Raw genomic sequence first — 24,682 nt, forward strand, 5'->3', positions numbered from 1 at the left:
GAATCGCCCCAGGTGACCCCGCGGACAGGATATCGAAGCGCAGTGCGTCGTTCAGCGAGAGCGGCCGCCCCCCTGGGCCGCCTACAATACCGACCGGCTTGCCGGTGGCATCAACCTCGACGAGCACCTGATAGAGCTGGTTCGGAGCGGTCGGCGGCGGTATGGTACGCCGCCGGTCAGATCCGCAGTGGTCAGCTTGACCGCGAGCAAGCCTGCCTCAGTTGCGGCATCGAGCGTGACGATAGTGTTTGCGGCGTATTTCTCGTGTTTGGCGAGCAGTCGAATCGTCATGCGGATGTCCTTTTCATAAATTCCTGATGTGCGGTTTGATGCGGTCACGCATCCAGGCGTCAAAGCCGATCGCCTCGACGTGCTTCCAGTCGCGTCGAAACACAACCTTGCCGGCCAGGATCTCGGTGACGACTTGGTCGCCGTCGAGGATGGTATTCCCGTGGCGATCGCGCGCCCACACGGCCACCTGGCCGCGCTCATCGTCGGCGTGCGTGCAGCCGTCGAGGGGCTCGCCATCCAGGAAGACGTAACAGGGCAGCCACTCCGGCTTATAGTCCGGGTGGCCGTGGTAGGCGGATAAGCGCATGGGATCCTCAGGCGTCGATGTCGTTCAGGTTGCCCGGCCGATCAGGGCGTCGAGCTTCAGGGATCAGATCCCAACCCAGCGCGCGGCGGATCTCGTCCGGGGTAGGCGGCGGGTCGGGCGACAAGATGCGCTGCTCCATGAACGCGCGCACCGATTCCTTCGTCAGGTGCGTAGTAGTGGTCATGGAGCCTCGCGGGAATGGGTGGGTTCGGCGACATCAACGGGGAAGAATTCGCCGCCAAACGCAAAAACGCCCGCGGTGTGAAGCGCGGGCGTTCAGGTGCTCAGACGTATCTCGTAAGTAGCAATTTGCTTCGGCGATATTTTTCAGACTATCGAAACTGAGGCGATTTTAGGCCATTGTGTAAAGGCGAGTCACGGACTAATTTGTCTAACCGCATCTTTATACAGTGGCCTGCATTGCTACGCCGGCCCGCATAACTGGCGATCCAGCGCCGCCATTGTGCACGGCCTTCAGGCTCCACGCCAGTACGTACGCCTTGCAAAGGCTTTGGCGCGGTTGTAGTACGTGGGCCGGCTGATGCCCAGCTCGTCGGCCTTTCGCTTGATGTTGTCGGCCTGCTCGACGTAATACAGGTTGAAGTACACCATCGCATCGTGGTGCTCCTTCATATCCTCCAGCGTGTGCACCGCCATGTTGAAGAACTGCAGATCGGCGTTGCTGCGAGCATCCGGCGGCTCGCGCAGTTGCTTGGCTGCATAACGCCAAGCTGCGATTTTCCTCCAGGTGCGTTGTAGAAGCGGCGCGTGTAGTACCAGTGGGCCCAATCCAGGCAGAGCTGATTCAACAGACGATCGTTCATGGTTTTCCTCCCCGGTAAACCAGTCTTCATTTTATCTCGGCATCAACAAATGAAGATTGCCGGGTGGAAAGGATTCCCTATAAAAAGTTTGCCGCCCTGCCGGTACTGATGTTCCCGAATAATCTGCAATCTGCATGCCGGTGTGCCTGCGTATGCATACGGCGCCACTTTCGCGTCACGTAGATCAAGTGCATTTATAAATATCACCTATTGTGAGTTTCACCCTGCAACTTCCAGAATGATAGCCATGTTGCAAAATAAGAAAAAACCTTATATCGTCAACCTTTCTGTTGACACGAGGGGAGTAAAATGAAAAACGTTATCGCTGGATTACTGCTGTCGGCAAGTGCTGTCACGTGCTACGCCGGACCAGTTGCCGTCGAAATTAGCTTCCAAGGGGCAATAACCGAGAACGTTATAGGGGATGGGATCTGGGACCCGTCAGCCAGGCTGGAAGCCAGCTTTACTGGACAAGATCTAAACAATGACCAATTCATTACTTTTGATGAGCTTACTAAACTGCAAGCGTTCGAGATAGATTTTCTTAGACCAAACTCTTCTCAGGAAAAATTCAGAATTTTCGACTTTCGATATCGCAGCAATGAAGATCTAACCATGTACCTCGTTTATACGAAGTCGCGACCAGATGGAACGGAGACTGAGGACCGACTCATCAGCCTATCGGCTACCGATGCGCATTGGTATGTCGACAATGGGCAGATGAAGTCATGGACTACAGACCCGTATGCAACTACCATTTCCATTGTCTCTTCCGTTCCAGAACCTTCCGGAGTGGCCATGTCTGTTATTGGTCTTGGCCTAGCAGGCCTTTCGTCACGCCGCCGGGCGCGCGCTGCGCAACATTGAGCTTCCGTCCCTGCGCGGCAGGACCTCCCATGCTCGTGCCACAGCTTGGCTATTTGTTGCAGGCACCAGCATTTCCGCACTGTCCATTCTGAAAGAATATTGACCTTGGTCGCTGTGTCCAATTGGGCGGCCTATATTGGTGAACCACCACTTCGGGTGGACCAGTGCGGCCTTATCGAATGCCATCATCCGACCGTCTTTCGCGCAGCGAGCGATAAGTCGCTCGCCAAGCACCTGGCGGAGTTCGTACGAAAGCGGACGATCCCGAATAATCTGCAAACCGCATTGCCATGCGGGGTACGAAGGTAAAGTGTCCCGCGCCGCTTCCGCGCCAGTCGATTACGGTTATTTCGAGTGATATCGATCTTCCTTTAGGTTCTTGATCGGCTGTGTACGACAGCTGACATTACGTAGAATGCTTGCTGCGCAGTAGTAGTGTTGCAAAGCGGTATGATGGATTGACGCTGCCACATGGAATCAGCAGCGGAAAACTGGCGATTATGCAAACGTTCTTTAGCAGAGATTTTCGGGCTAAAAACTGAGGATATGGGAAATAGGATGCATGGCGGAAACATGGCGCTCGACGCACACTAGCGCCTAGTGTGCACTCGGCGGTTGCGAATTTGACCTGATAGCTGCGGATAAGGCCGTCAACGCATGACAGCTCGCCTACGGTGTCGAACGCCCAATCCAACGATGGATAGTCCCAGCCCCAGCATAGCTATCGTAGTCGGTTCTGGAACGGATGAAACCACAGTGACGACGGTCTCACTCGTGCTACTGTATCTGTACTCATCATAATCGAAGTTGAAAGCGCTCCACTTCTGCCCGTCCTGCGTCAGGTTAAGGCTGCTACCACCCGACCCCTCTGGGGGGTTTTCGTACTGCCAGCGATATTCGGCGACGATGGAGTACTCTTGCGCCCCGCGAAATGTGAAGTCAGTAATACGGTATGCGTGCCGATCGTCATCCGGCGCGAGGAAATTCATGTCATAGAAGATATTACCACCATTGACGACGAGGCTGGTCAGCTCATTCTTTGTAATGATGCTGTTCCCATCGACATCGTCGCCAGTGAAATTCGCCACCAATATATTTGACGGCTGCCAACCACCCTCCCATGGGGTGTCCCCCAAAAAGTATTGAAATTGCATTCCCTGGACCGTTATAGAGCCGGTTACCGAAGCAGCTTGCGCCGTTGTTGCAACTGCCAATAGCATGGGAAGCATTATTTTTTGCATAGTGATCTCTCCAAAAAAAATTTGAAAGGACAGCATACACTGTGCTTTTAGGCTTATATATGTAATATAACTTGATAGTCGTGGAAATTTATTGCTCACGGCTTCCGGCGTAGACTTTTCACAACACCCGACACAGAGATTGCAACGACCGCAACGACCACATCCGATGTTCTAAATAATCTGCAAATGGCTTAACCATGCACGCTGCGAAGGTGGTCCCCGCCACTTCCGCGCCACCTCTATATCGTCGCTTCCGGCCCTGCCAATTTGTCGGGAGGCGTGCGCCTAGCAGCTCCGACTCAGCAAGTGGCAAGCCTGATCGCAGAGGCGCTCCTCCATAACTTGCACATGGATAGTAATATTGAAAAAAAATCAATTATAGGATATGGTCCAGCATTCTGTTGAATTGAGGTAGGGAAAAATGAAGAAGATTCTTGCAGGCTTGCTGTTATCAGCAATTACTGCTGCGTGCTACGCCGCGCCAGTATCAGTCGAAATTTCCTTTGTAGGCGCAGACTATGCGTGTGGTGAGCATGGGCATTGCTGGGACCCTTCAGCCAGGCTGGAAGTCAGCTTTGCAGGAGAAGATCTGAACAATGATCAGGTGATTACAGTCGATGAAGTTAGCAAGCTGCAAGGGATTGGAATCGATTTCCTTAGTCCATCTACGCCTCAAGACACATACTACATCCACGACTTTCAATACCGTAGCAACAGCGATCTTGTTATAGTTCTTTCTCACGTGATCCACTTTCCAGACGGCAGTTCAGACTGGCCGGAGTATGCTTATGTAACGGCTACCGGGGCAGGATGGCACAACACCACTGGCGGTCCGTGGAGTACAAATAGGTCTACCGTCGTTTCTATTTCTTCTGTTCCCGAACCTTCAGGTATTGCCATGTCTGCTATCGGGCTCGGTCTCGTAGGCTTCGCAGCGCGCCGACGACAGCGCGCTGCCTCGCGTTAAGCGTTTACTGACACGGCAGCACTTCCCGCCCGTGTCAAAGTCTGGCTGCTTGCTGTCGGTCCCTCTGAGTTTTGCCGTACGCCTCTGCCCGGCGCCCGGTCAGGCGGCGAACTGCTCGGTCACCAGCTTCACCGTGTCGCTTTCGTTGCCGTTCCCGGTCACCGCCACGTAGAAGCGCTCGCCGCCGGGCGGCACCCTCACCACCACATGGCCGTCGTGACTGTGCAGCCTGCGCGTCAGGCGGCCGTTGGCCAGCAGGTTTTCGCGCATGACCGTGGTGGCGAACACCTCGCGCGGTCCCGGATACAGCCGTTCGCTGAACATGCGTTCGAGCTGCAGCATGTCGGGATGCACGATGTGCCAGGACGGGATCACCCACACCCGCGGCCTGAGCGTGCGTACGACGGCGGCGCTCAGTCCGTCGAACATCCCGTGGTGATCTGCCGTCGCGACCGAGACCGGGCCGGCGGCACGCGCGGCTGGCCCCAGCACGTCCTGCCAGGGCAAGGCGTCATCCTGGGTGTAGCTGGTCATGTCCGCCGCCGTGAAGTAGCTGAAGCGGCCGCTGGCGATGCGGATCGCCGCCGAGCACTGGTTTTCGTTCGGCCAATCGGCACGCGGCAGCGACGACAGCGGAGGAAACAGCTTGCGCGTGGTGTTGCCGTCCCCGGTCCAGACCTCGCCGCTGGCGGCGATATTGCGCACTTCGAAGGTGGCCCCGGTGGGGTAGTGCCGGCGTCCAGTGAACTGGTCGGTGCTGCCGACCCGGAAAACCTCGACCTGCTTGCCGGCCTTGCGCCGGGCTGCGATGAATGCGCGGTAGTTGTCTGCGAACGGCGCATCGAAACGCAGCGGGTAATCATAGTCCGGATAACCGCGGTCCACCACGGTGTCGATTGAAACCAGCTCGGCAACGTCGGTCACGCCACCGAGGCGGTAGGCGCCACCTGCCGCGAGTGGCGATCGCGCATCGACGTCGCCCGTGTGATCCGGGTGCAGGTGGCTCGCCAGCAGGTAATCCAGGCCCTCGAGGCCAGCCTTTGCCAGGTGGCGGCGCAGGTAGCGGGCGATCCATTCGCCCGGCCGGCGGCTGGCGTCGGGACGCGGCGCCACCGAGACATCCAGGCCGTTGAGGGATGCCCCGGCATCGATCAGCATGCTGGTGCCGTCCGGGAACATGACGAACGTCGCGTTGCCACGCCCGGTCGCCAGGTGGTGGATGTCCAGCCAGCCCGGGCGCCAAGGCGCCAGCGCGGTGCCGATGCGCTCGGGGGCGGCCCGCGCCCCGAATGGTGCGGCGCCCGCCGCCAGCGGGAGCAGGGCGCCCAGCAGCAGGCGCCGTTTGCTATTCATGATCGCCATCAGAAACGTCCCGTCAGGCTCACGCCGTACGTGCGCGGCTCGCCGGCATAGCTGGCGCGCACGACCTGGGTCGAGCGGGTCAGGAAATACTCGGTATCGTTGGCATTCTTGACCCAGGCCAGCAGGCGCCAGCGGCCGTCGAGTGTTTCCACGCCGGCCGACAGGTTCGCCAGGCCGAACCCAGCCAGCTGCAGGTTCGGATCGTTGGCGGCGCCGCTGTTGTAGGTGTCCTTCCATGCGTAGCTGGCGGCCGCGACAAGGGTACCGAACGACACCGGATAGCGCAGGTCGGCGGCGACACCGGCCTGGCGGCGCGGTGAATTCGACATCGGATTGCCGCTATTGTTGACGTTGCCGAGCACGAAGTGGTCGTAGCGGCCGTCCAGGTAAGCGAAGTTGGCCGACAGGTCGAGCCAGCGCAGCGGTTTCCAGGCCAGTTCGATTTCGCTGCCGTCGACGGTGGCCTTGCCGGCGTTGAAGATGTTCAGCAAACCGGTCAGGTTGTTGAAGACCAGTTCCTGCTTGTCGCGATACTTCATGCGGAACAACGAGGCATTCACGCGCAGCCGGTTCTCCAGCCACTGCGATTTCATGCCCAGCTCGTAGTTGTCGACAGTTTCGGGCTCGAACGGCGAGCGGAAGGCGGCCGCGGTGGCCGCATCGGCGTTGAAGCCGCCGCTGGTAAAGCCGCGCGTCGCGCTCAGGTACGTCATCACCCCGGGCGCCGCACGCCAGGTCAGCACAGCGCGCGGGGTCACTTCGCTCCAGGTGTGGCTCAAGTCTTGCACGCTGAAGCTGCTGGCCGGGCGCAGCACATCGCTGCGCACGAGGCTGGCGGTCTTGCGGTCGCGGGTATAACGCGCGCCCAGCGTCAGGTCGAGCGAAGGTTGCAGGTGCAGAACGCCGTCGGCGAACACACCGGCGCTGCGGCTGTCGACCCGCTGCTCAGCCAGGGTGGACGTGGCCAGGGCACCGCTGCGGGCAGCCAGGCCGCGGGTGCCGAGCAGGCGCTCGCCGTCTTCGTCCGCGTAGTACAGGCCGGCCACGAAGTTTCCTCGCGCCCATTTTGGGCTGGCGTAACGCAGCTCTTGCGAGAAAGTCGAGATCTCGTCTTCGTCGCGGGTGATGCTCTGGCTGCCACTCGTCAGGAACCTGTAGTTTGCGCCGACGCCCGAGTAATCTTCGCTGGCCGCCGACTTTCGCCAGGCGCTGATCGAAGTCAGTTCGCCGGCCGGCAACTGCCAGGCCAGCTTGGCAGATGCGCCCTTGATGGTGCGCTCGTAGCCTTGTTCGACGCCCAATTCGGAGGTGCGGATGTCGCCGTCGTCGCCAAGCGTGTCGGACGACAGGGTACGGCCGCCATTGCTGTCCTTGCCGTAGTCGGCGCTGAAGGTGGCTTCCAGGCCCGGCGCGGGGCGCGTCAGGAGCTGGGCACGGAAGTTCTGGCTGTCGATGTCGTCCTGCTCGCGGCCGGTCAGGCGGTCGTGCCCGATCCCGTCGCGCTGGCGGCTCGAGGCCGAGAACTTGACGGCCGTCCGCTCGCCGAGCGGGATGTTGATCAGGCCCTTGGCGTGGCGCTCGCCATGGTTGCCGGCCACCAGTTCGGCTTCCATGCCAAGCGCGCCCGGATCCGGGCGCTGGGTGGTGATCACGATCGCCCCGCCGGTCACATTGCGGCCGAACAGGGTACCTTGCGGACCCTTCAGGACGGCGACCGATTCGAGGTCGAACAGTTCGAAACTGGCCGCGCTGTTACGGGGGATGAAGACGTCATCGACGAACACGCCAACCGGTTTGTTGACGCCGATCTGCGAGAACGTATTGCTGACCCCGCGGATCGCAATGGTCGGATTGGCCTGGCTGAAGGCCGACACCAGCAGGCCCGGCGTCAGGCGAGCGACATCCTGCAGATTCTGGACGCGGTGGGAGTCGAGCGTTCGCGCCGACAGCGCAGTCATCGCGATCGGCACATCCTGGGCTGACTGGGTGCGCTTTTGGGCGGTTACCGTCACCGTGTTGAGTTCCGTGTCCTGATCCGCTGCACCATCGGTTGCTGCTGCTGCGGTCGAGCCGGCCCCTTCGCGAAAGACCACGATGGCACCGTTGTCGCGCCGCACCGCAAGGCCGGTGCCGGCAAGCAGCGCTTCGAGCGCCTGATCGGAGGACAGCTGTCCACGCGCGCCGCTCGTCTGGCGGCCCGCCACGTCACTGGTGCGATACAGCAGTTGTGCGCCGGTCTGCTGCGCGTAGCGGTCGAGTGCAGACTTGAGTTCGCCGGCGGGAATATCGATTGCCTGCATCTGGGCATGCAGGGTGCCGCAGAAGGTGAGGGCGCACAGTGCGCCGATCAGTTTTGGATTCGCCATTTTCCTTGTTCCTTGCGTAGGGGAGCCCGCCGCGGTTTGCCGAGGGCTATTTGGTGCTGCCTCCCAGTAAGACGGACAAGGCTGCAAAATCCGGTACGCGTTCTTGAAATGGTGCATCACCCTGTGCGGGCGATGCACGGCGCATCCATGTCACTGAGTGATGACGATCTCGTCGCTGCTGCGCTTTGCGTGCAGGCCGAATCCCTGTTCGAGCAGGCGCACGAAGCCATCGACGTTTGACGGTGCGAAGCTGCCTCCGATAAGGATGCCGGCAGCGGCAGGATCGGCGATGACGAGCTTCCGGTCGTTATAGCGGTTGAATTCGGCGGCCGCGACCCCGAGCGTGGTCTGGTCGAACACGATGCGGCCCTGGCGCCACGCCAGGCGCTGCGCGGTCCGCGACGCGCCGACCTCGGTGCGCGTGATGCGGCCTGCCTCGGCAGTGGCCTCCTGGTTGCGGCCGACCTGTACCGAGGCGTTGTGCTCACTCAGCCCCACGCGACCCTGTTCGACGAGCACGCGCGTGCTGTCGCCGTCACGCCGTACCGTGAAGCGCGTGCCCAGCACCGTCACGCGGCTGCTGCCCGCTTCCACCACGAATGGATGGGAGGGATCGTGGGCGATATCGAAATAGGCTTCGCCGCCATCGAGCCATACCTTGCGCTGGCCGTCGGGTGCGGTGCGCAGGCGGGTGGCGGTGTTGAGCGTGAGGCGCGAGCCGTCGGCCAGCGCGATGGTCCGATTCTCGCCGGTGCGGGTGGCGTAGCGCTCGCCCTGCCGCCAGTCGAACCTGGGCACCAGCGTGGCGGCCAGGCCGCAGGCCAGCAGCACGCCGGCGGCCTGGCGCCAGATCGGGAAGCGCTGCAGGAAGGGGCGCACAACGGGACGCACAACGGGACGCACAACGGCCTGGCCGGACAGGGCATCGGCCCGTTCCCAGGCAGCGTGCAGCCGCAGGTAGGCCAACCGGTGCCTGAGGTCGGCGCTTATCCAGGCATCCAGTTCCCGTTGCAAGCCGGGGTTCCACCGTTCGCCATGCTGGCGGGCCAGCCATTGCGCAGCTTCAGCCTCGACCGCCTGCGCAGATTCGTTCGCTTCGTTCATTCCGCTTCGTTCATCCAATGACGTTTACCCGGCCTGCTTGCGCTGATTGCGCTGCTTGCGCTCCAGCTTGACGATGTCGGCGCCGATGCCGCGGCCGAACAGGCGATCCGCAATGTAGCGCATGCCTTTCGCGATCTGCTTTTCGACGGTATCTTCGCTGATGCCCATCTCGGTTGCCACGTCGCGTTGAGACAAGCCCTCCACCTTGCGCAGCACCACCACCTCGCGGCAGCGCGGCGGCAGGGATTCGAGCGCCTCCAGCAGCACGTTCAGCTCGGCCCGTCCGCTCGCATGGCGTTCCGGCGTCAGTTCGCAAACCGAAAGGTCGTCGAGTTCGGCATACGATTCGATCGACACGACGTGGCTCCTGCGTGCGCGATCGATCAGCAGGTTGCGTGCGGTCGCCAGCAGGAACGGTGCCGTGCGCTCGGGCAGGCCGCCACGGGCCGATTCGTACACGCGCACGTAGACCTCTTGGCGCAGGTCGAGCCATTCCGAACCGTCGCGCCAGTTCTGGCGCAGGTAGCGCATCAGAATGCCTTCCAACGGAAGCACTTCTCGGGTAAACCATTCGTCCAGGTCGTTGAGCATCTCTGATTGATAGACGAGCGGCGTTCGAAATTCCGGTATGGAACGAGACAAAAAATCGACATCAGCATAACGGGTGCATGTGACCGGGCAGTGACGAACCGGCAAGGGCTGGCGGGTGCACGGGCCAAGGTTCCCTGAACTGCTCCCGCCCAGGTTCGCCCGGCCATGGCCTGCATTGTTACGCGCGCTGCCCGATCGTCGTCCCCGGCACCAGCACCGGTTGCCACAATTCCTGCAGCGACGCTGCCGGCACCCCCTCCAGCAGCGCCAGCAGCATTGCCCCCATCTTCGCACCGGCTGCCCGCGCATCGGGTTGATCGATGGTCGCCACGTCCAGCCCGGCCAGCGCATCGGCCATGCGCCCCCACACCACCAGCGACATGTCGCGCCCGATGTCGATCCCCGCATCGAGCAGGGCCCGAACGGCGCCCACGCCGGACAGGTGGCTGTCGACGATCACCGCCGTCGGCCGCTCGGCGCAGGCCAGCAACTGCTGCATCGCCTGGTAACCGCTGCGCCGGTCGATCGCCGATTCGATCAGGTAACGGGGATCGACGGCCAGCCCGGCGTTGGCAAGGTGATCGATGAAACTGTCGCGCCGCTGCCGCGCAAAGTTCAGGGTTTGCGGCGAGCCGAGCAGGGCGATGCGCCGATGTCCTTTCGCCAGCAAGGCATCGAGCGCCAGGCGGATGCCGGCGGCGTTGTCGTAATCGAACCAGGCATGGTGTTCGCTGGCGTTGGTGCGGCCATGCGCGACGAACGGAAACCCTGCCTCGGACAGGAACGCGATGCGGGGATCGTCCACCAGCGTGCGGCTGACAACCAGGCCGTCGACGCGCCGGCCCAGCACCATCTGCTGGTAAGAGGGCAGTTCGTTCGACGGCGATACCGGCGCGATAATGAAGTTCATGCCGGCCGCTTCCAGCGCGGCGGAAATGCCGCCCACCACGTCGAGGAACATCGGGTCGCCCAGGTCGGCCGGCAGCAGCGGGTAGAGAATGCCCAGCACATTGCTGCGGCCGACGGCGAGGTGGCGCGCCACCGGATTGGCACGGTAGCCGCTGGCCGCCGCCGCGGCCAGCACGCGCTCGCGCGTGGCCGCGGACACTTCCGGATAGCCGTTCAGCGCGCGGCTGACGGTGGTCTTCGACATGCCGAGCGTGTCGGCCAGGGCTTTCAGGTTCATGCGGCGGCAGGGCAGTGGAGCGGGACGGCGGTCAGTGCCCGAGCGGGGGCGATTCGCCGCCGATTATAGCGGAGCCCTGCGTGCCGCCGCCGTTGGCGCCCTCCACCGCGCGGCGGAACAGGAACAGCATCACCAGCACCACGGCAATCGGCACCAGCGTCAGGTAGAACGCGAAATGGCCGCTGAAGGCGCCGAACACGTAGCCCGTGACCAGCGATCCCGTGGTGCCGCCCAGCGCCGAGAAAATCACCAGCAAGCCCGTCATCGGCGCATGCTGGTGCTGCGGCAGGGAGCTCAGCATCACCGAATTGATGCCTGGGTAGATCGGCGCCATGAACAGGCCGATCAGCGGGAACAGGAAGGTAGCCACCGGCGCGTTGAACCAGGTGATGCCGGCATCGGGTACCACGCCCTGCGTCAGCGGCAGCGCCACCAGCACCACGGCGCCCATGCCGATCAGGCAGCCGTTCATCACCGGGTACCAGTGCAGCTTGCGCAGCACCACGCCGGCCGACAGCCGCCCGATCGCCAGGCAGGCCGCGAAGATGCTGGTGACCTGCACGCTCATCGCCGCCGGCAGGTGCAGGATCTCGTTGTTGAAGGTCGGTAGCCAGGTGCCCACGCTTTGCTCGATCAGCACGTACAGGAAGGCGGTGACGACGAAGACGCACACCAGCGGCTTGAAGAACAGCTTCAGCATGGCGGCGAAATCCTGCGCCGGCGTGCTGCCTGCCGGCGGCGCCGCCAGCCGTTCGTCGAAGCGGGTACCCAGCAGCAGGAGGAAGGTCAGCGCGCATAGCGCGGCCAGCGGCCAGTAGACGTTCAGCCAGCTTTGCGAGCGCGGGTCGGCGGAATCGATGAAGAAGCTGAAGACCCAGTAAGCGCATAGCACGCCCACCATGAAAAAGCCTTCCAGCGTGTTCATGATGCCGGCATGCTCCTTGCGGCTGGTGGCGACCAGGCCCAGTGTCGAGTAGACCGACACCTTCACCAGTGCGAAGGCCACGCCCACGCACAGGAACAGCAGCTTCGCGGTGGCGAAGCCCGGCACCAGCGGCATCGCCACGCAGGCGCAGGTGACGATGGCCAGGCCGGCCAGCATCGCGCGCTTGTAGCCCAGCCGCGGCAGGAACGACGCGACCAGGAACGACACGACGGCGATCGGCAGGTCCTTGAACCCTTCCAGCACGCTGGCGGCGGACTTGGCCACGCCGTAGTTGTTGATGACCTGCAGGATCACGGTCCCCACGCTGTTGAGCAGGATCGCGAAAACAAAGTAAATCAGGAACAGGATGAACAGGATACGGCGGCGTTGCATGGTGTCTCCTCCCGGTTGTTTTTATATTGGTCAGCTCAGGGAGAACGCCGCCAGGTCCGGGATCACGATGTCGGCTTGCGCCAGCACCTTGGGATCGCCGACACCGATCGCATACATCCCGGCCGCCTTGATCGATGCCACCCCGGCCACCGCGTCTTCCACGCCGAAACAGTCGCCAGGCGCCACGCCAAGTTCACGCGCCGCCTTGAGGAAGATCTCCGGATCGGGCTTGCCCCGCGCGATCGTGCCGGCATCGACCACGTAATCGAACTTGCCGGTGATGCCGAGCCGGTCCAGCACCTCGAACGCGTTACGGCTGACGGAGGCGAGGCCGATTTTCAGTCCGGCCGCGCGCGCGCCGTCGAGCGCCTCGACGGCACCGGGCAGCAGGTCGGCCGGCGTCATCGTGGCGATCAGTTCCTTGTAATGTTCGTTCTTCTCCGTGGCCAGCGCCAGTTTTTCCGCATCGCTATAGCTGCGCTTGGCGGACGCCAGAATCAGCTCCAGGGACCCCATCCGGTCGATCCCCTTCAGGTGTTCGTTGAACGCCTCGTCGAAATGCACGCGCTGCGCTTCGGCCAGCCGCTTCCAGGCCAGGTAGTGATAGCGGGCGGTATCGGTGAGCACGCCATCGAGGTCGAAGATCACGGCTTTGAACTGGGACAATGGGCTCATGCGGCCTCCTGGTGTTCGGGTTGGGCGGCGGTCAGCGCGACCGGCTTGCCATGGTGGGTGAACTGCAGCGATTCGCCCTGAATCAGGCGGTAGGTGGTGCCGGCAGCACTCACGCCGACCTGCAGCAGGCAGCCGCGCAACTGGATGCGGAACCGGTAGCCCTGCCAGCGTGCCGGCAGGGTGGGGGAGAAGCGCAGGTTGCCGCCATCGGTGCGCATGCCGCCGAAGCCATAGGCCACGCCCAGCCAGGCGCCCGCCATTGCCGCCGTGTGCACGCCGTGGCAGGTGTTGCCGTGCGTGTCGTCCAGGTCGAGGCGGGCGGTTTCCATGAAGTAGTCGTAGGCCTTGTCGGCATAACCCACTTCCGCGGCCACGATCGAGAAGATGCACGACGACAGCGACGAGTCGTGCGTGGTCACCGCCTCGTAGTAGTCGAAATCGCGCCGCTTGTCGTCCTGCCCGAAGCGCGACGACAGCAGCAGCAGCGCCAGCACCACGTCGGCCTGCTTGCACACCTGGTGCCGGTAGATCACCATCGGGTGATAGTTCAGCAGCAGCGGGTAATTGGCCGGCGGCGTGTTGGCGAAGTCCCACGGCTTCTTCGACAGGAAGCTGTCGTCCTGCTCGTGGATGCGCAGTTCCGCGTCATACGGCAGGAACATCAGCCGCGCGGCGTTGGCCCATTCTTCCGGTTCGGCCGGGTCGAGCGCCATCGATCGGGCGATGCGCGCGTAGTCTTCCGGGAACTGCGCGGCAAGCCTGGCCGCGATGGCGGCGGCGAATTCCAGGTGGGCCTGCGCCATCGCGTTGGTGTAGTAGTTGTTGTTGACCAGGGCCGTGTACTCGTCCGGCCCCGTCACCTCGTTGATGACGAAGCGGCCGTGGCGGTCGATGCCGCCGATGCCGGTCCAGATGCGCGCCGTTTCCATCACGATCTCGGCGCCGTGCGCGCGCAGCCAGTCGTCGTCGCCTGTCGCGTCGAGGTACTGGCGGATCGAATAGGCGATGTCCGCATTGATGTGGTACTGCGCGGTGCCGGCCGGGAAGTAGGCCGAGCATTCCTCGCCGGCGATGGTGCGCCACGGGTAGAGCGCGCCCTTCGGGTGCGACATCTGGCGCGCGCGGCGGCGTGCCGAGTCCAGGCCAGCCCAACGGTACTCCAGCAGGGCCCGGGCGATTTCCGGCTTGTTGTACAGGAAGAAGGGGAAGATGTAGATTTCCGTGTCCCAGAAATAGTGGCCTTCATACCCTTCGCCGGTGACTCCCTTGGCCGAGATGTTGGTCTTGCCGTCGCGGCCCACCGATTGCAGCAGGTGGTATTGATTGAAGCGGATCCCCTGCTGCAGCAGGTCGTCGCCATCGATTTCCACGTCGGACTGTTGCCAGAAGTCCGCCAGGTAAGCGGCCTGGCGCGCGGCCAGCGCCTCGAAACCTTCGCGCTTGGCCCCGTCCAGCAGCTCGCAGCTGCGCGGCATCAGTTCCGCTTCCGGATAGTCGCGCGACGTGTGATAGCAGGCGTATTTGCGCACGGTGATCTTTTCGCCCGGCGTCACGGCCATCGCATACGACTGTTCAAGCCGCAGGTCGTCGCGGCTGCACCGTGCCTCCGCTGGCGCTTCGGTGAGCGTGGCGCTGACCAGCATGAAGCCGCTGTTACGGGTGCGCTGCACCAGCGCGCTGAAATCGCCTTCCTGTTCCGCCGACAGTAATTGCAGCGACGCGCCGGAGACAGCCGAACCGATGCGCGGATCGTCGCCTGCTTCCAGGTTCTGCACGGCACCTTCCAGCGACGACACGATGCGCAGCGTGCCGGAAAAGTTCAGCGGCGTGACGTTCACTTCCAGTGCCAGCAGGTGGCGGTTGTCCAGGCATACCAGCCGGCGGCTGCGCAGTGCGATCGACCGGCCGGATGGCGACGTCCATGTCAGCGAGCGTTCCAGCACGCCCTGGCGCAGGTCCAGCGAACGCTGGTAGTCCTTCAGTTCGCCTTGCAGCGGATCGAAGCATTCTTCGTCGAGCCAGATCGCGATGCCCTTGGCATTCGGCACATTCAGCATGAACTGATTGGTCCGGGCCAGCGCATGCGCCGTTTCCGGATAATGGATCGGCTCGGATTCGTAAAAGCCGTTCAGGTAAGTGCCGTCGCGCGACGTGCCGGCCGGCCCGCTCCAGCCTTCTTCCGCCGTGCCGCGCACGCCGATATACCCGTTACCCAGGGCGAACAGCGTCTCGTTCAGGAAGTGGGTCGCGGGGTCCGGCGCCGCCTCGCGCAGCGACCAGGGGTCAGGGGGAAAGCGGTGCTTCTGGGCTTGCATCTTGTCTCCTTCAAACCGGTTTGAATACCATGTAAAAAATCGCCCCGCGGGGCCGTTCGATGGGAAATCAGGTCTGCCGCACCATCAGTGTGGTGGACAGTATTTCGGAGCTGACGGGCTGGCCATTGATCAGGTCCAGCATTTTTTTCGCCAGCAGCACGCCGCCGTCGCGCAGGTACTGGTGAACCGAGGTGAGCGGCGGTACGAAGCTGGCGGCGCCGGGCGTATCGTCGTAACCGATGACGGACACGATTTCCGGCACGCGCAGGTTCTTTTCCGCCAGCGCGCGGATCGCGCCCATCGCCAGCAGGTCGCTGGCGGCAAACACGCCGTCGAAGCCCTGGTTTTTCTTTTTCAGCAGGGCCGAGACGCAGTCGAAGCCGGCCTCGAACGTGAAGGCTTTCGGGCGCATGATGTGCACGCTGCCCTGGCTGCCGATCGCCTCGATGAAGCCGGCACAGCGTTCCTGCACCTCGGCGTGGTCGACATCGCCGAGAAACACCAGCTTCTTGCGGCCCAGTTCGAGGAACCGGTGCGCCGCGCTGATGCCGCCCTTGCGGTTGTCGCTGCCGACCACTACGGTATCGGACTCCGCTTCCGGCGCGCCCCAGACGACCAGCGGCAGGCCGGCTTTCTTCAGCGCCGTCACGGCTTCGCCGTGCGAGCCCTGGCCCAGCAGGATCAGGCCGTCGGCGCCACGTACCGGCGCCGTGTCGAGCAGCTGTTTCGACGTCAGCACGACGCTGTAGCCGGCCGTCGTCAATTCCTGCGTAATGCCGCCCAGCAGTTCCAGCGGATAGGGATCCGACATCGGCCGGCCCTTCGCAGGTGTCATTTCCACCACAACCGCCACCGAGTACGAGCGGCCCATGCGCAGGTTGCGAGCGCTCACATTGAAGCGGTAGCCCTGCTCTTCGGCCACGCGGCGCACCTTGTCGCGGGTGGCTTCCGTCACCAGCGGGCTGTTGCGCAACGCGCGCGACACGGTGATCTTGGAGACGCCCGCCAGCGCGGCCAGGTCTTCCATCGTCAATCCGGTGTCGGGTTTAGCGGCGGGCATCATGTTTCCTGAAAAAAGTTGGACGCATTATGACAGATCCAACACTGTTGTCACGCGAAATGACATCGATAGCATTTCGATTGACATCGATGTCATTTGTGCGCTTCAATGTTGTCACACAGACCAGCGGCGGCGCCATCGGGGCGCATTGTCCGGAGACGACAATTCACAATGAAAGCAAAATTGCCATGAACAACAGGTTCCTGCTGTCCTCGATTTCCCTTGCCATCCTCGCGCTCGCAAGCCAGGCGCGCGCCGCCGCGCCGCAGGAAGTGGCGCCACCGGCGGCGCCGCAGGAAGTGGCGTCACCGGTGGCTGCTTCCCAGGAAGCGGCACAGCCGGCCGCAGCGGTCCAGGACGCATCCGGTGCCTCCGGCGGCGGTGCCCAGGAAGGCGGTGCGGCCGTCCAGGCTGAAATTCAACAGGTGGTGGTGACGGGCGTTGCCACCGGCGGCGTGCGCAAGCTGGACTCGGCGTTCTCCATCACCACCGCCACCGAGGAACAACTGCGGCAGGCGGCGCCCAGCAGCACGGCCGACATCCTGAAGCTGGTGCCGGGCGTGTACGCGGAAGCGACCGGCGGGCAGTCGGGCGCCAATATCGAAGTGCGTGGTTTCCCGTCCGGCTCGGATTCGCCTTTCGTGTCCGTACAGTTGATGGGCAACCCGATCTATCCGGTGCCGACATTGTCGTTCTTCGAAGGCTCGTCGGCGTTCCGTCTCGACGACACGGTGGAGCGCGTTGAAGTGCTGCGGGGCGGCCCCAGCACGATCTTCTCGAACGGCCAGCCCGGCGCCACGATGAACTTCATCCTGAAGAAGGGCACCGACACGCCGGAAGGCTCGATCCGTTTCTCGACCGGCACCGGCGAACTGCGCCGCGTCGACGTCTTCTATGGCGGCAAGATCGCCGACAACTGGTATGGCACCATTGGCGGCTTCTACCGCAACACCAACGGCGTGCGCGACGCCGGCTTCCCGGCCGACAAGGGCACGCAGCTGACCGGTACGCTGACCCGCAAGCTCGACGGCGGCGAAGTCACGTTCTACGCGCGCCGCACCGACGACAAGAACGCCTTCTATACGGGTGTACCGCTGATCTCGTCGAACGAAGGCCGCACGATCACGGAATTCCCCGGCTTCGATCCGCTGACGGGCACGCTGATGAGCGGCGAAATGCGCCGCTTCACGGTGGAAGCCGGCCCCGGCCGCACGCTGAACTACGACCTGGGCGACGGCCGCGGCCTGAAGTCGACCGTGTTCGGCATCGACTTCGCGCAGACGATCGGCGGCTGGAATGTGTCGAACAAGTTCAATTATTTCGACGGCGACCTGAACACGATCGCCATGTTCACCGGGAATAACCCGCTGGCGATGGCCGCATACAACGCCGGGGCACTGTCCTCGTATCGGAATGCCGTGGCGGGCAGTGTCGCGACCACGGCAACCGCTACCTACCTCGATGGCACGCCGGTCGCCGACACGCAGCAGGTGGTGCAGGCCGGCCTGTGGGCGGTCGAAAAGCAGCTGCAATCGGCCACCAACGAGCTCCGTGTCAGCCGCGAGTGGATGAAGGACAACACCGTGACGATCGGCGGCTACTTCGCCAATTATTCGTCGGACGACGTCTGGTACCTGGGCAACAGCCACCTGATGACGGCCACGCCGAATGCCCGGCTGATCGACGTGCGCCTGGATAACGGTGTCGTCGTGTCGAACGGCGGCAAGGAAGGGCCGGTCAACTATGCGCCGGTGGCCTCCTACGACGGCAGCAACACGGCGCTGTTCATCGCCAACGAATGGAAGATCAATGACCGCATCAAGGTCGATGGCGGCATTCGCCGCGAACGGCAAAAGCTCGATGCCACGGTATCGAACCTGACCACCGGCGACACCGACAACAATCCGCTGACCGTGTACAACAACGGTACGTCGATGCCCACCAGTTCGAACACGGCGCTGACCCGTACCGACACGGCCAACTCGTTCACGATCGGCGGCAACTTCAAGCTGGCCCGCGACGCCAGCGTGTTCGCCCGCGCCAACCGCGGCCACACGTTCATCGCCTTCGACGACCTGCGCAACGCCGGCACGCAGGCCAGTGTGAACGACCGCGGCCTGTTGCCGACGCCGACCGTCGAGCAGTTCGAGGTGGGCTTCAAGACCGCGTCGCCGCTGTACAGCGCCTATGTGAATTACTTCCGTACCGATTTCGACGGCATCGCGTTCCAGCAGATCCTGGCCGATGGCACCATCCTCAATTCCACCAGCGGCTCGAAAGGGCAGGGCGTCGAATTCGAACTGGCCGTGCGGCCCGTGCGCGACCTGACCCTGACGCTGACCGGCAACTGGCAGGATTCGGAGTACAAGGACAACCCGGCAACGGCCGGCAAGCAGGTGCAGCGGCAACCGAGACTGCAAGGGCGCTTCACGCCGTCGTACCGGATCCCGATGGGCGACAACGAACTGCGGCTGTACGGCACCTACACGTATATCGGCGAGCGCTGGGCCGACCAGGCCAACCTGCAGTACCTGCCATCCTATAAAACGGTCGACCTGGGCGCCGTGTACCGGCTGGGCGAGAAGATCGAACTGCGTGTCAGCGGCAGCAACCTGAACAACGAACTGGGCCTGACCGAAGGCAATTCCCGCCTGACCACCGGCGGCAGCGGCCCGATCAACGCGCGTCCGCTGTTCGGCCGTACCTGGGAAGCATCGGTGATGTACCGCTTCTGAGGTGCCGCTTCCGACCTCTTGAGATGTCCCACGGGCAAGGCGGCGTCAAGGACCATCTTGCCCGATCTCGCTTTGGCGGCCCGCGGGCCGCTTTTTTTCATGGTTGCCACGGGCCTGGCGTGGCAGCCATGCGCGCGGGCACATTGCCAATGTCCGGCTGCCTGCTAATATCGCGGTCTTTACAGGCCGTACCGGAGTTCCCATGACCCTTCCTGCGAACGACTTTTCCCGCCCGTCGAACTGGCAGGATTTCGAGCGTTTGTCCATCGCCCTGCTGTCCGACGTCCATGAGACCCGCATGCGCCGCTGGGGTAGCGCCGGCCAGCGGAAAAACGGCGTGGACGCATGGGCGAAGTCAGCCGACGGCCGGGTGATCGCCTTGCGCATCGAGGGGCGGACCGAGCGCTACGGCCAGCCGCTGACGCCGGCCGATATCGATGCCGCGCTGGCGGATGCGGCGGACTTTCCCCATCCGGCCGATACATTCATCGTGCTGTCGGCCGGGCCGGACGATGCCCGGGTGCAGGCGCATGCGGCCGCGCTGAGCGCCAGCCGGCAAGCCGCGGGCCAGTCATCGGTGCTGGTCTGGGGCTGGCCGACGATTTGCCTGCACCTCGGGCAGCGGCCGAAAGTACGGAATGTTTTCTATGGCCATGAAGTCCAGTCCTCGCCGAAGCGCAAGCTGGCCCTGCTGGCCGCCGCCTTCCTGATCGTGGCCGGCGGCGCCGGTTCGCTATTCCTCGGCAAGAATGCCATCGATGCGTCGAACGCGAAGCCGCCGAACGCGGCGGCGAACGTCGGCAGCATCGCCGCCAACCTGGAGGAACTGACCGGCACCTACCGGCAATGCCAGGCGCTGCTGGAAAAGAACGTCTTCACGTTCACCGGCGAACTGGTGGAAACCTGCCGCGATCCAGCGGCAAGCCAGCTCGCCGCGCTGTCGAAGAAGGTCGACAGGCAGAAGTCCGGATTCGATGCGCAGGTACAGGCCGAGCTGGCCCGGCTGCTGGCGATTTTCCACGAGGATGTGCGCGAATCGGTGGCGGTCACATCGGTGGCGCATGCGTTCGATACCGCGGTGGTGCAGTCGATGAAAGACGGATGCGCTCCAGGGGCGTCAATCGATCGCGATGGCGCTGTCGTGAAGCAGGCCGGCGTGGCGGCAGTGACAGCCCAGCACCGGTATTACTTTCTGCTCAAGGACTTCATCATTCCCGAAATGGCGGTGGCCAGGGAAATTCTCCAGTTGCACGCCAGCGGCGCGCCGGCGCCGGAGCAGATGAAGGCGGCAGCCGGGCGCATGGAGCAATTGCTGACGGAGCGTACCGCATACGTACCCAGGGAAACCCGCTGGCCATTCACCGCCGCGTCAGCCAGGCAGAACGCCACGCGCGACGCCGTTCCAGGCGCGGCGCAGCAAAGCGATACAGTGGAAGAGGCGCACTGGCGCGACGTGCTGGCGCAATCGTCGACGCAGTCGCTGCGCGGCCGGGCCAAGGATATCGACGCGCTGATTGCCTGCGGTGCCTTGAAGGAAAATGCCCGGGCGCTGGCACAGCCCGGTTCCTGAGCCCTTTTCAATGCAGCGCGGCATCGCCTGCCGGTTTGATAAGATGAGCACAACGTTCACACACGGGAGTGCTCATGGCTCTGCAACACGCCTCATCCGGCCAGGTCTTCGCATTGCAGCGCAGCGATGAAGACGGCTCGCAATTTTCCTCGATCGCCCTGGCCAAGACCGACGACGTCGAATTGATCCGCCTGGTACTGCCGGCCGGAAAAACCATGCCCGAACATTGGGTCAAGGGTGAAATCACGCTGCAATGCCTGTCCGGCGAAATCGCCGTGGATGCGCACGGCCGCACGGCAACGCTGCATGGCGGCGAAATGCTGTACCTTGCCGGCGCGACGCCGCACGCGTTGACGGCGGTGGCCGATTCGGTGGCGCTGCTGACGATCTTGCTGAAGAGCTGATTCGCCTGCGGCCGCTACGGGCACAGATAGCGTACCTCGTACAGCACGCGCGGACTGCCGAGCGGTTTGCCGTTGAGGGGATTACGGTCCACCTGGGCAACGTTTTCCAGTTGCAGGCAATCGCCGGCCGTGACATGACTGCCGGCCACAAATACATGCGTCACGCCGGCCGCGCGCAAAGGTCCGGCTGCCAGTCCGAGCTCGGGCGGCGCGCTCAGGCTTGGCGGTACACCCAGCATGCGCCGGCCTTCCGGCATGCTGACGACGCGATTCGACAGCGCCGCGCCGAATAGCGGATAGTGCCAGCTCCGGTCCGCGGTATTCAGGATCGTCGACCCGGCCGGCAAGGAATCGACAAGGGCGGGATATTCATAGAATGCCGGCCGTGACGTCTGCCGGGACAGCACAATGCGGTCGCCGAACTGCAACACCTGGCGCGACAGGAATACGCCCAGCATCGCCACGATGCAGACGGCGAGGCCGATATCGAACACGCGCCGCCATTGGCCTGCTGCCTGCGTGACTGCCCATGCCAGCAGTGGCAGCGCCAGCGGCAGCGCAGCGAGCACGTAGCGCGGTTGCCGGTCGCCCAGCAGCGCCCACGCGGCCACGATGAACAGCACCGCGAACAACAATGACAGGGGCACGCGATGCAAGCGCAGGCCGTCGCGCGCCATCGCCGCGCCGAGCGCCACCACCGTGCCCGGAATGGCTGCGGCAACGAAGGCCCCCAAACCCGAACTGTGTTTGAAGTTCTGGCCAAAGTGCTGCGATTCCGTCCATGGATAAATTAGCCACTGCCATGCATCGCTGACCCATTCGCGCTCGGTGATGCTGCGCAGCGATGGATTGAAATCCGCCGACGGCAGCCAGCCCAGCCATTTGCCGACCAGCGGCACGCCGACGGGGTGCAGTGGATTGCCGAGCTCGATTGCGTTACGCAGCAGCCAGAAGCCGCCTGCCAGCAATGCCACCACGCCGAACACTGCCGCATTGCGCAGTGCGCCCGTCACATTGCCGCCGCGTGCGCAGGCCACCAGACCGATCGCCACGGCGCTCAACAGGTGCAGGCTCTTGAATCCGATCGCCAGCCCCATGCACAGCCCCGCCAGGGCCATCGACGGCGCCGGGCGCAACGGCGACAGGACGAAGCACATCGCCAGTGCCGCGAAGGCGATACCGCCGATATCGGCGCCCAGCTCCACCGAGGAAAACGCGATCATCGGCACGCCGAGCAAGCCGCAGCAGGCGTACAGCGAAGCCTTGCGATCCGCATTGGCCAGCCGGCACAGGGTAAACACGGCCAGGAGCAGCGGCACCAGGAGCAACACGTTCGCGCTCGACACGAGGCGTTCCGGCAGCCCGTCGAGCAATACTGCCCACAGCACGCTGGCATTGGCAGGGAAGGTATGGGGGAAGTTGCTGTCCCATGCCATCAGCGAATGCGTCTGCAGCAGGTTGACGGACAGCGGCAGGTGGTAGGCCGCCACCTCGTATCCCTGGGGCCGGCCAAAGGCCAGCATCAGGCCAGCCAGTACGAAAACGGCCAGGGTCAGCCACGGCAGGAAGCCCGGGCGCACGCGAGGCGGCGCAGGTACAGCGGAAGTGGAGGGAAGCCGATATGGCGTCAACGACAGCGTCAACGACAGTGCCAATGCCGGCGCCAGCAGCAACAGTATTGCATTGCCGAGGCTTGCGACGGGCTGGCCGTTCAACAGTTCCAGCACGCCCAAACCATGGAAAGGAAGAAGCAGTGCGCCGAAGAAGACCGTTACGGCCACCAGATCGCGTTCGTTGCCAAAGCGCCGCGCCACGAGCGCCGCGGTCCACGCGCCCAGCAGCAGGTAGCAGAACGCGCTCACCGCAGGTGTTCCGCAACCGCGCGCATTGCCTGCCACAGCATTGCGAAGTGGTTGCGAATGCCCTCGCTGCAGGCGAAGTACACGGTGGCGGAACACGCCGACACACCGGCCGGCACTTTCGACACCAGTGCCGTGGAAAGCCGGCTCATGATTTATCCTTGCCGACGCTGTTGCCGACGCTGTTGCCGAAGTTGTTGCCGCAGACGGCTTCGACATGGAAGCGGGGCCGTTTTTTCGTCGATTCGTACACCTTGGCCAGGTATTCTCCGATGATGCCCAGGCTCAGCAATTGCACGCCGCCCAGCAGGTACATCGGAATGACGACGGAAGCCCAGCCTGGCAGCGCCTCGTGCGTGAACATGCGGATGCCCAGCGCCCACGCAGCCAGCAGCAAACTACCCAGCGACACCAGTGCGCCGACGCCGGTGATCAGGCGCAGCGGATAGGCGGTAAACGACGTCACGCCCTGCCACGCCAGCGACAGCATCTTGCGCAGCGGGTACTTCGATGTGCCCGCGAAGCGCGCCGCGCGTTCGAATTCGACCACCGATGTGCGGTACCCGAGCTGGGGGATCAGGCCGCGCAGGAACAGATGGGTTTCCTCGTAGCCGCGCAGGGTTTCGATCGCGCGGCGGCTCATCAGGCGGAAATCGGCGTGGTTGAACTGTACCTGCACCCCGAGCAGCCCCAGCAGCCGGTAATACGCTTCCGCGCTGGTACGCTTGAAGAAGCTGTCCGCAGCGCGGCAGCGCCGCACCGCGTAGACGATTTCGCTGCCGGCGAGATAGCTGTCCAGCATGCGGGGAATGGCTTCGAGGTCATCCTGGAGGTCGGCATCGAGGCTGACGAGCACTTCGCCCGGTGCCGTCAGAAGGCCGCACAGCAGCGCGTTCTGGTGCCCGCGGTTGCGGCTCAACTTGATGCCGCAGACGGCGGGATACGCCGCCGCATATTCCCCGATGAGGCGCCAGGTGCAATCGCTGCTGCCATCGTCGACATAGTAGATCGCGCTGCCCGGCGCGGCGCAGCCGCCGGCTTCGAGCCGGGCCAGCAGCGCAACCAGCCGGCGCGTGGTTTCCGGCAGCACCTCCTGCTCGTTAAAACACGGCAGTACAAGGCTGACGACAGGCGCCGGCCTCAGTTGCGGCCGCAGTTCCGGTGGCTTCGAAAAGTCCAGGCGCCATGGATGCAGTAGTTCCATATGATCACTCCCATGGTGGTCAGCAGTTGGGCAGGTACGGTGGTGAGGCCAGCGCGCATCAGCGCGGACAGCAACAGGTGATTCAGCAACAGCCCGGTCGCCGCCGCGACCGCGAAACGGGGCGCGGTGACACGGCGCTGTTCATCGCTGTGGAAGGTGAGCTGCTCGTTGAGCAGGTAGTTCAGCAGCGCGCTCAGGGTGAAGCCGATGCCGGAGGCAATCACGGCCGGCAAGCCGGCGCGCATCAGCAACAGCATGACCAGGTAATGGGCCGCCGTGGACGCACCGCCGACGCACAGGAAGGCGAGCAGGCTGCGCACCGAGAAATTGGCGCGGGCGCCGGTCATGGCAGAGAAAAGGCGAGTGGGCATGGATGACAAACGGGCAAGCGGACCCGTCAAGTCTATCCATGCCTTTCAGCGAACGACTTCGATTG

General features: G+C 63.4%; 22 protein-coding genes. 5 read left to right on the forward strand and 17 right to left on the reverse strand.

All coding sequences use genetic code 11. The annotated features are described in order from the left end of the window. Positions 1-304: 304 nt before the first annotated feature. From ACY34H_RS01615 to ACY34H_RS01625, 3 genes are all read right to left on the reverse strand, one after another. Positions 305-598: a hypothetical protein gene (locus tag ACY34H_RS01615; protein ID WP_464975729.1), complete on the reverse strand. Its 294-nt coding sequence runs from the start codon at positions 596-598 to the stop codon at positions 305-307. 7 nt (positions 599-605) lie between these two features. Further along, entirely contained in the window at positions 606-782 is a 177-nt protein-coding gene (locus ACY34H_RS01620; protein ID WP_464975730.1) for a hypothetical protein, read from the reverse strand. Positions 783-1,072: 290 nt separating this feature from the next. Further along, positions 1,073-1,231, reverse strand: coding sequence for a hypothetical protein (locus ACY34H_RS01625; protein WP_464975731.1), 159 nt, complete (start codon positions 1,229-1,231; stop codon positions 1,073-1,075). Positions 1,232-1,731: 500 nt separating this feature from the next. Between ACY34H_RS01625 and ACY34H_RS01630 the strand changes: the two genes are divergently transcribed. Then, positions 1,732-2,289 (forward strand): PEP-CTERM sorting domain-containing protein, encoded by a 558-nt coding sequence (locus tag ACY34H_RS01630; RefSeq protein WP_464975732.1) that lies wholly within the window; start codon positions 1,732-1,734, stop codon positions 2,287-2,289. Between the two features lie 650 nt (positions 2,290-2,939). Here the strand turns inward: ACY34H_RS01630 and ACY34H_RS01635 are convergent. Continuing rightward, a complete protein-coding gene (locus ACY34H_RS01635; protein ID WP_464975733.1) occupies positions 2,940-3,566 on the reverse strand; it encodes a PEP-CTERM sorting domain-containing protein in 627 nt (208 codons plus the stop codon). A 385-nt stretch (positions 3,567-3,951) separates the two neighbouring features. Between ACY34H_RS01635 and ACY34H_RS01640 the strand changes: the two genes are divergently transcribed. Further along, entirely contained in the window at positions 3,952-4,497 is a 546-nt protein-coding gene (locus tag ACY34H_RS01640) for a PEP-CTERM sorting domain-containing protein (RefSeq protein ID WP_464975734.1), read from the forward strand. Between the two features lie 99 nt (positions 4,498-4,596). On the opposite strand, the gene ACY34H_RS01645 is transcribed toward ACY34H_RS01640, so the two are convergent. From ACY34H_RS01645 to ACY34H_RS01685, 9 genes are all read right to left on the reverse strand, one after another. Further along, positions 4,597-5,850: a ComEC/Rec2 family competence protein gene (locus ACY34H_RS01645; protein ID WP_464975735.1), complete on the reverse strand. Its 1,254-nt coding sequence runs from the start codon at positions 5,848-5,850 to the stop codon at positions 4,597-4,599. Between the two features lie 8 nt (positions 5,851-5,858). Continuing rightward, complete coding sequence (locus tag ACY34H_RS01650) at positions 5,859-8,225, reverse strand: TonB-dependent receptor (RefSeq protein WP_464975736.1); 2,367 nt, start codon at positions 8,223-8,225, stop codon at positions 5,859-5,861. Positions 8,226-8,375: 150 nt separating this feature from the next. After that, a complete protein-coding gene (locus ACY34H_RS01655; RefSeq protein WP_464975737.1) occupies positions 8,376-9,329 on the reverse strand; it encodes a FecR family protein in 954 nt (317 codons plus the stop codon). Positions 9,330-9,353: 24 nt separating this feature from the next. Continuing rightward, positions 9,354-9,920 (reverse strand): RNA polymerase sigma factor, encoded by a 567-nt coding sequence (locus tag ACY34H_RS01660; RefSeq protein ID WP_464975738.1) that lies wholly within the window; start codon positions 9,918-9,920, stop codon positions 9,354-9,356. A 178-nt stretch (positions 9,921-10,098) separates the two neighbouring features. Continuing rightward, complete coding sequence (locus ACY34H_RS01665; RefSeq protein WP_464975739.1) at positions 10,099-11,106, reverse strand: substrate-binding domain-containing protein; 1,008 nt, start codon at positions 11,104-11,106, stop codon at positions 10,099-10,101. A 31-nt stretch (positions 11,107-11,137) separates the two neighbouring features. Further along, on the reverse strand, positions 11,138-12,424 hold the full coding sequence (locus ACY34H_RS01670; RefSeq protein WP_464975740.1) for an MFS transporter: 1,287 nt from the start codon (positions 12,422-12,424) through the stop codon (positions 11,138-11,140). A gap of 30 nt (positions 12,425-12,454) precedes the next feature. After that, positions 12,455-13,099, reverse strand: coding sequence for a beta-phosphoglucomutase (gene pgmB, locus ACY34H_RS01675; protein ID WP_464975741.1), 645 nt, complete (start codon positions 13,097-13,099; stop codon positions 12,455-12,457). Then, a complete protein-coding gene (locus ACY34H_RS01680) occupies positions 13,096-15,414 on the reverse strand; it encodes a glycoside hydrolase family 65 protein (protein WP_464975742.1) in 2,319 nt (772 codons plus the stop codon). The genes pgmB and ACY34H_RS01680 overlap by 4 nt, the downstream gene beginning before the upstream one ends. 67 nt (positions 15,415-15,481) lie before the next feature. Continuing rightward, entirely contained in the window at positions 15,482-16,474 is a 993-nt protein-coding gene (locus ACY34H_RS01685) for a LacI family DNA-binding transcriptional regulator (RefSeq protein ID WP_464975743.1), read from the reverse strand. A gap of 188 nt (positions 16,475-16,662) precedes the next feature. On the opposite strand from ACY34H_RS01685, the gene ACY34H_RS01690 reads away from it, so the two are divergent. The 3 genes from ACY34H_RS01690 to ACY34H_RS01700 all read left to right on the forward strand — a co-directional run bounded on the left by ACY34H_RS01690 (position 16,663) and on the right by ACY34H_RS01700 (position 21,183). Then, positions 16,663-19,209 carry a TonB-dependent receptor gene (locus ACY34H_RS01690; RefSeq protein ID WP_464975744.1) on the forward strand — a complete coding sequence of 849 codons (2,547 nt, stop codon included), beginning with the start codon at positions 16,663-16,665 and terminating at the stop codon, positions 19,207-19,209. Positions 19,210-19,411: 202 nt separating this feature from the next. Next, positions 19,412-20,779 (forward strand): hypothetical protein, encoded by a 1,368-nt coding sequence (locus ACY34H_RS01695; protein WP_464975745.1) that lies wholly within the window; start codon positions 19,412-19,414, stop codon positions 20,777-20,779. Positions 20,780-20,853: 74 nt separating this feature from the next. Further along, complete coding sequence (locus tag ACY34H_RS01700; RefSeq protein WP_464975746.1) at positions 20,854-21,183, forward strand: cupin domain-containing protein; 330 nt, start codon at positions 20,854-20,856, stop codon at positions 21,181-21,183. Positions 21,184-21,197: 14 nt separating this feature from the next. Here the strand turns inward: ACY34H_RS01700 and ACY34H_RS01705 are convergent, their stop codons facing one another. The 4 genes from ACY34H_RS01705 to ACY34H_RS01720 are packed head-to-tail and all read right to left on the reverse strand — an operon-like array spanning position 21,198 to position 24,647. Then, positions 21,198-23,045 (reverse strand): hypothetical protein, encoded by a 1,848-nt coding sequence (locus tag ACY34H_RS01705; protein WP_464975747.1) that lies wholly within the window; start codon positions 23,043-23,045, stop codon positions 21,198-21,200. Beyond that, on the reverse strand, positions 23,042-23,194 hold the full coding sequence (locus tag ACY34H_RS01710; protein ID WP_464975748.1) for a hypothetical protein: 153 nt from the start codon (positions 23,192-23,194) through the stop codon (positions 23,042-23,044). The genes ACY34H_RS01705 and ACY34H_RS01710 overlap by 4 nt, the downstream gene beginning before the upstream one ends. Next, on the reverse strand, positions 23,191-24,246 hold the full coding sequence (locus ACY34H_RS01715; RefSeq protein ID WP_464975749.1) for a glycosyltransferase family 2 protein: 1,056 nt from the start codon (positions 24,244-24,246) through the stop codon (positions 23,191-23,193). The genes ACY34H_RS01710 and ACY34H_RS01715 overlap by 4 nt, the downstream gene beginning before the upstream one ends. Beyond that, on the reverse strand, positions 24,183-24,647 hold the full coding sequence (locus ACY34H_RS01720; protein WP_464975750.1) for a GtrA family protein: 465 nt from the start codon (positions 24,645-24,647) through the stop codon (positions 24,183-24,185). The genes ACY34H_RS01715 and ACY34H_RS01720 overlap by 64 nt, the downstream gene beginning before the upstream one ends. Between the last annotated feature and the right edge of the window lie 35 nt (positions 24,648-24,682).

This window comes from Pseudoduganella sp. jia 9, assembly GCF_055502615.1.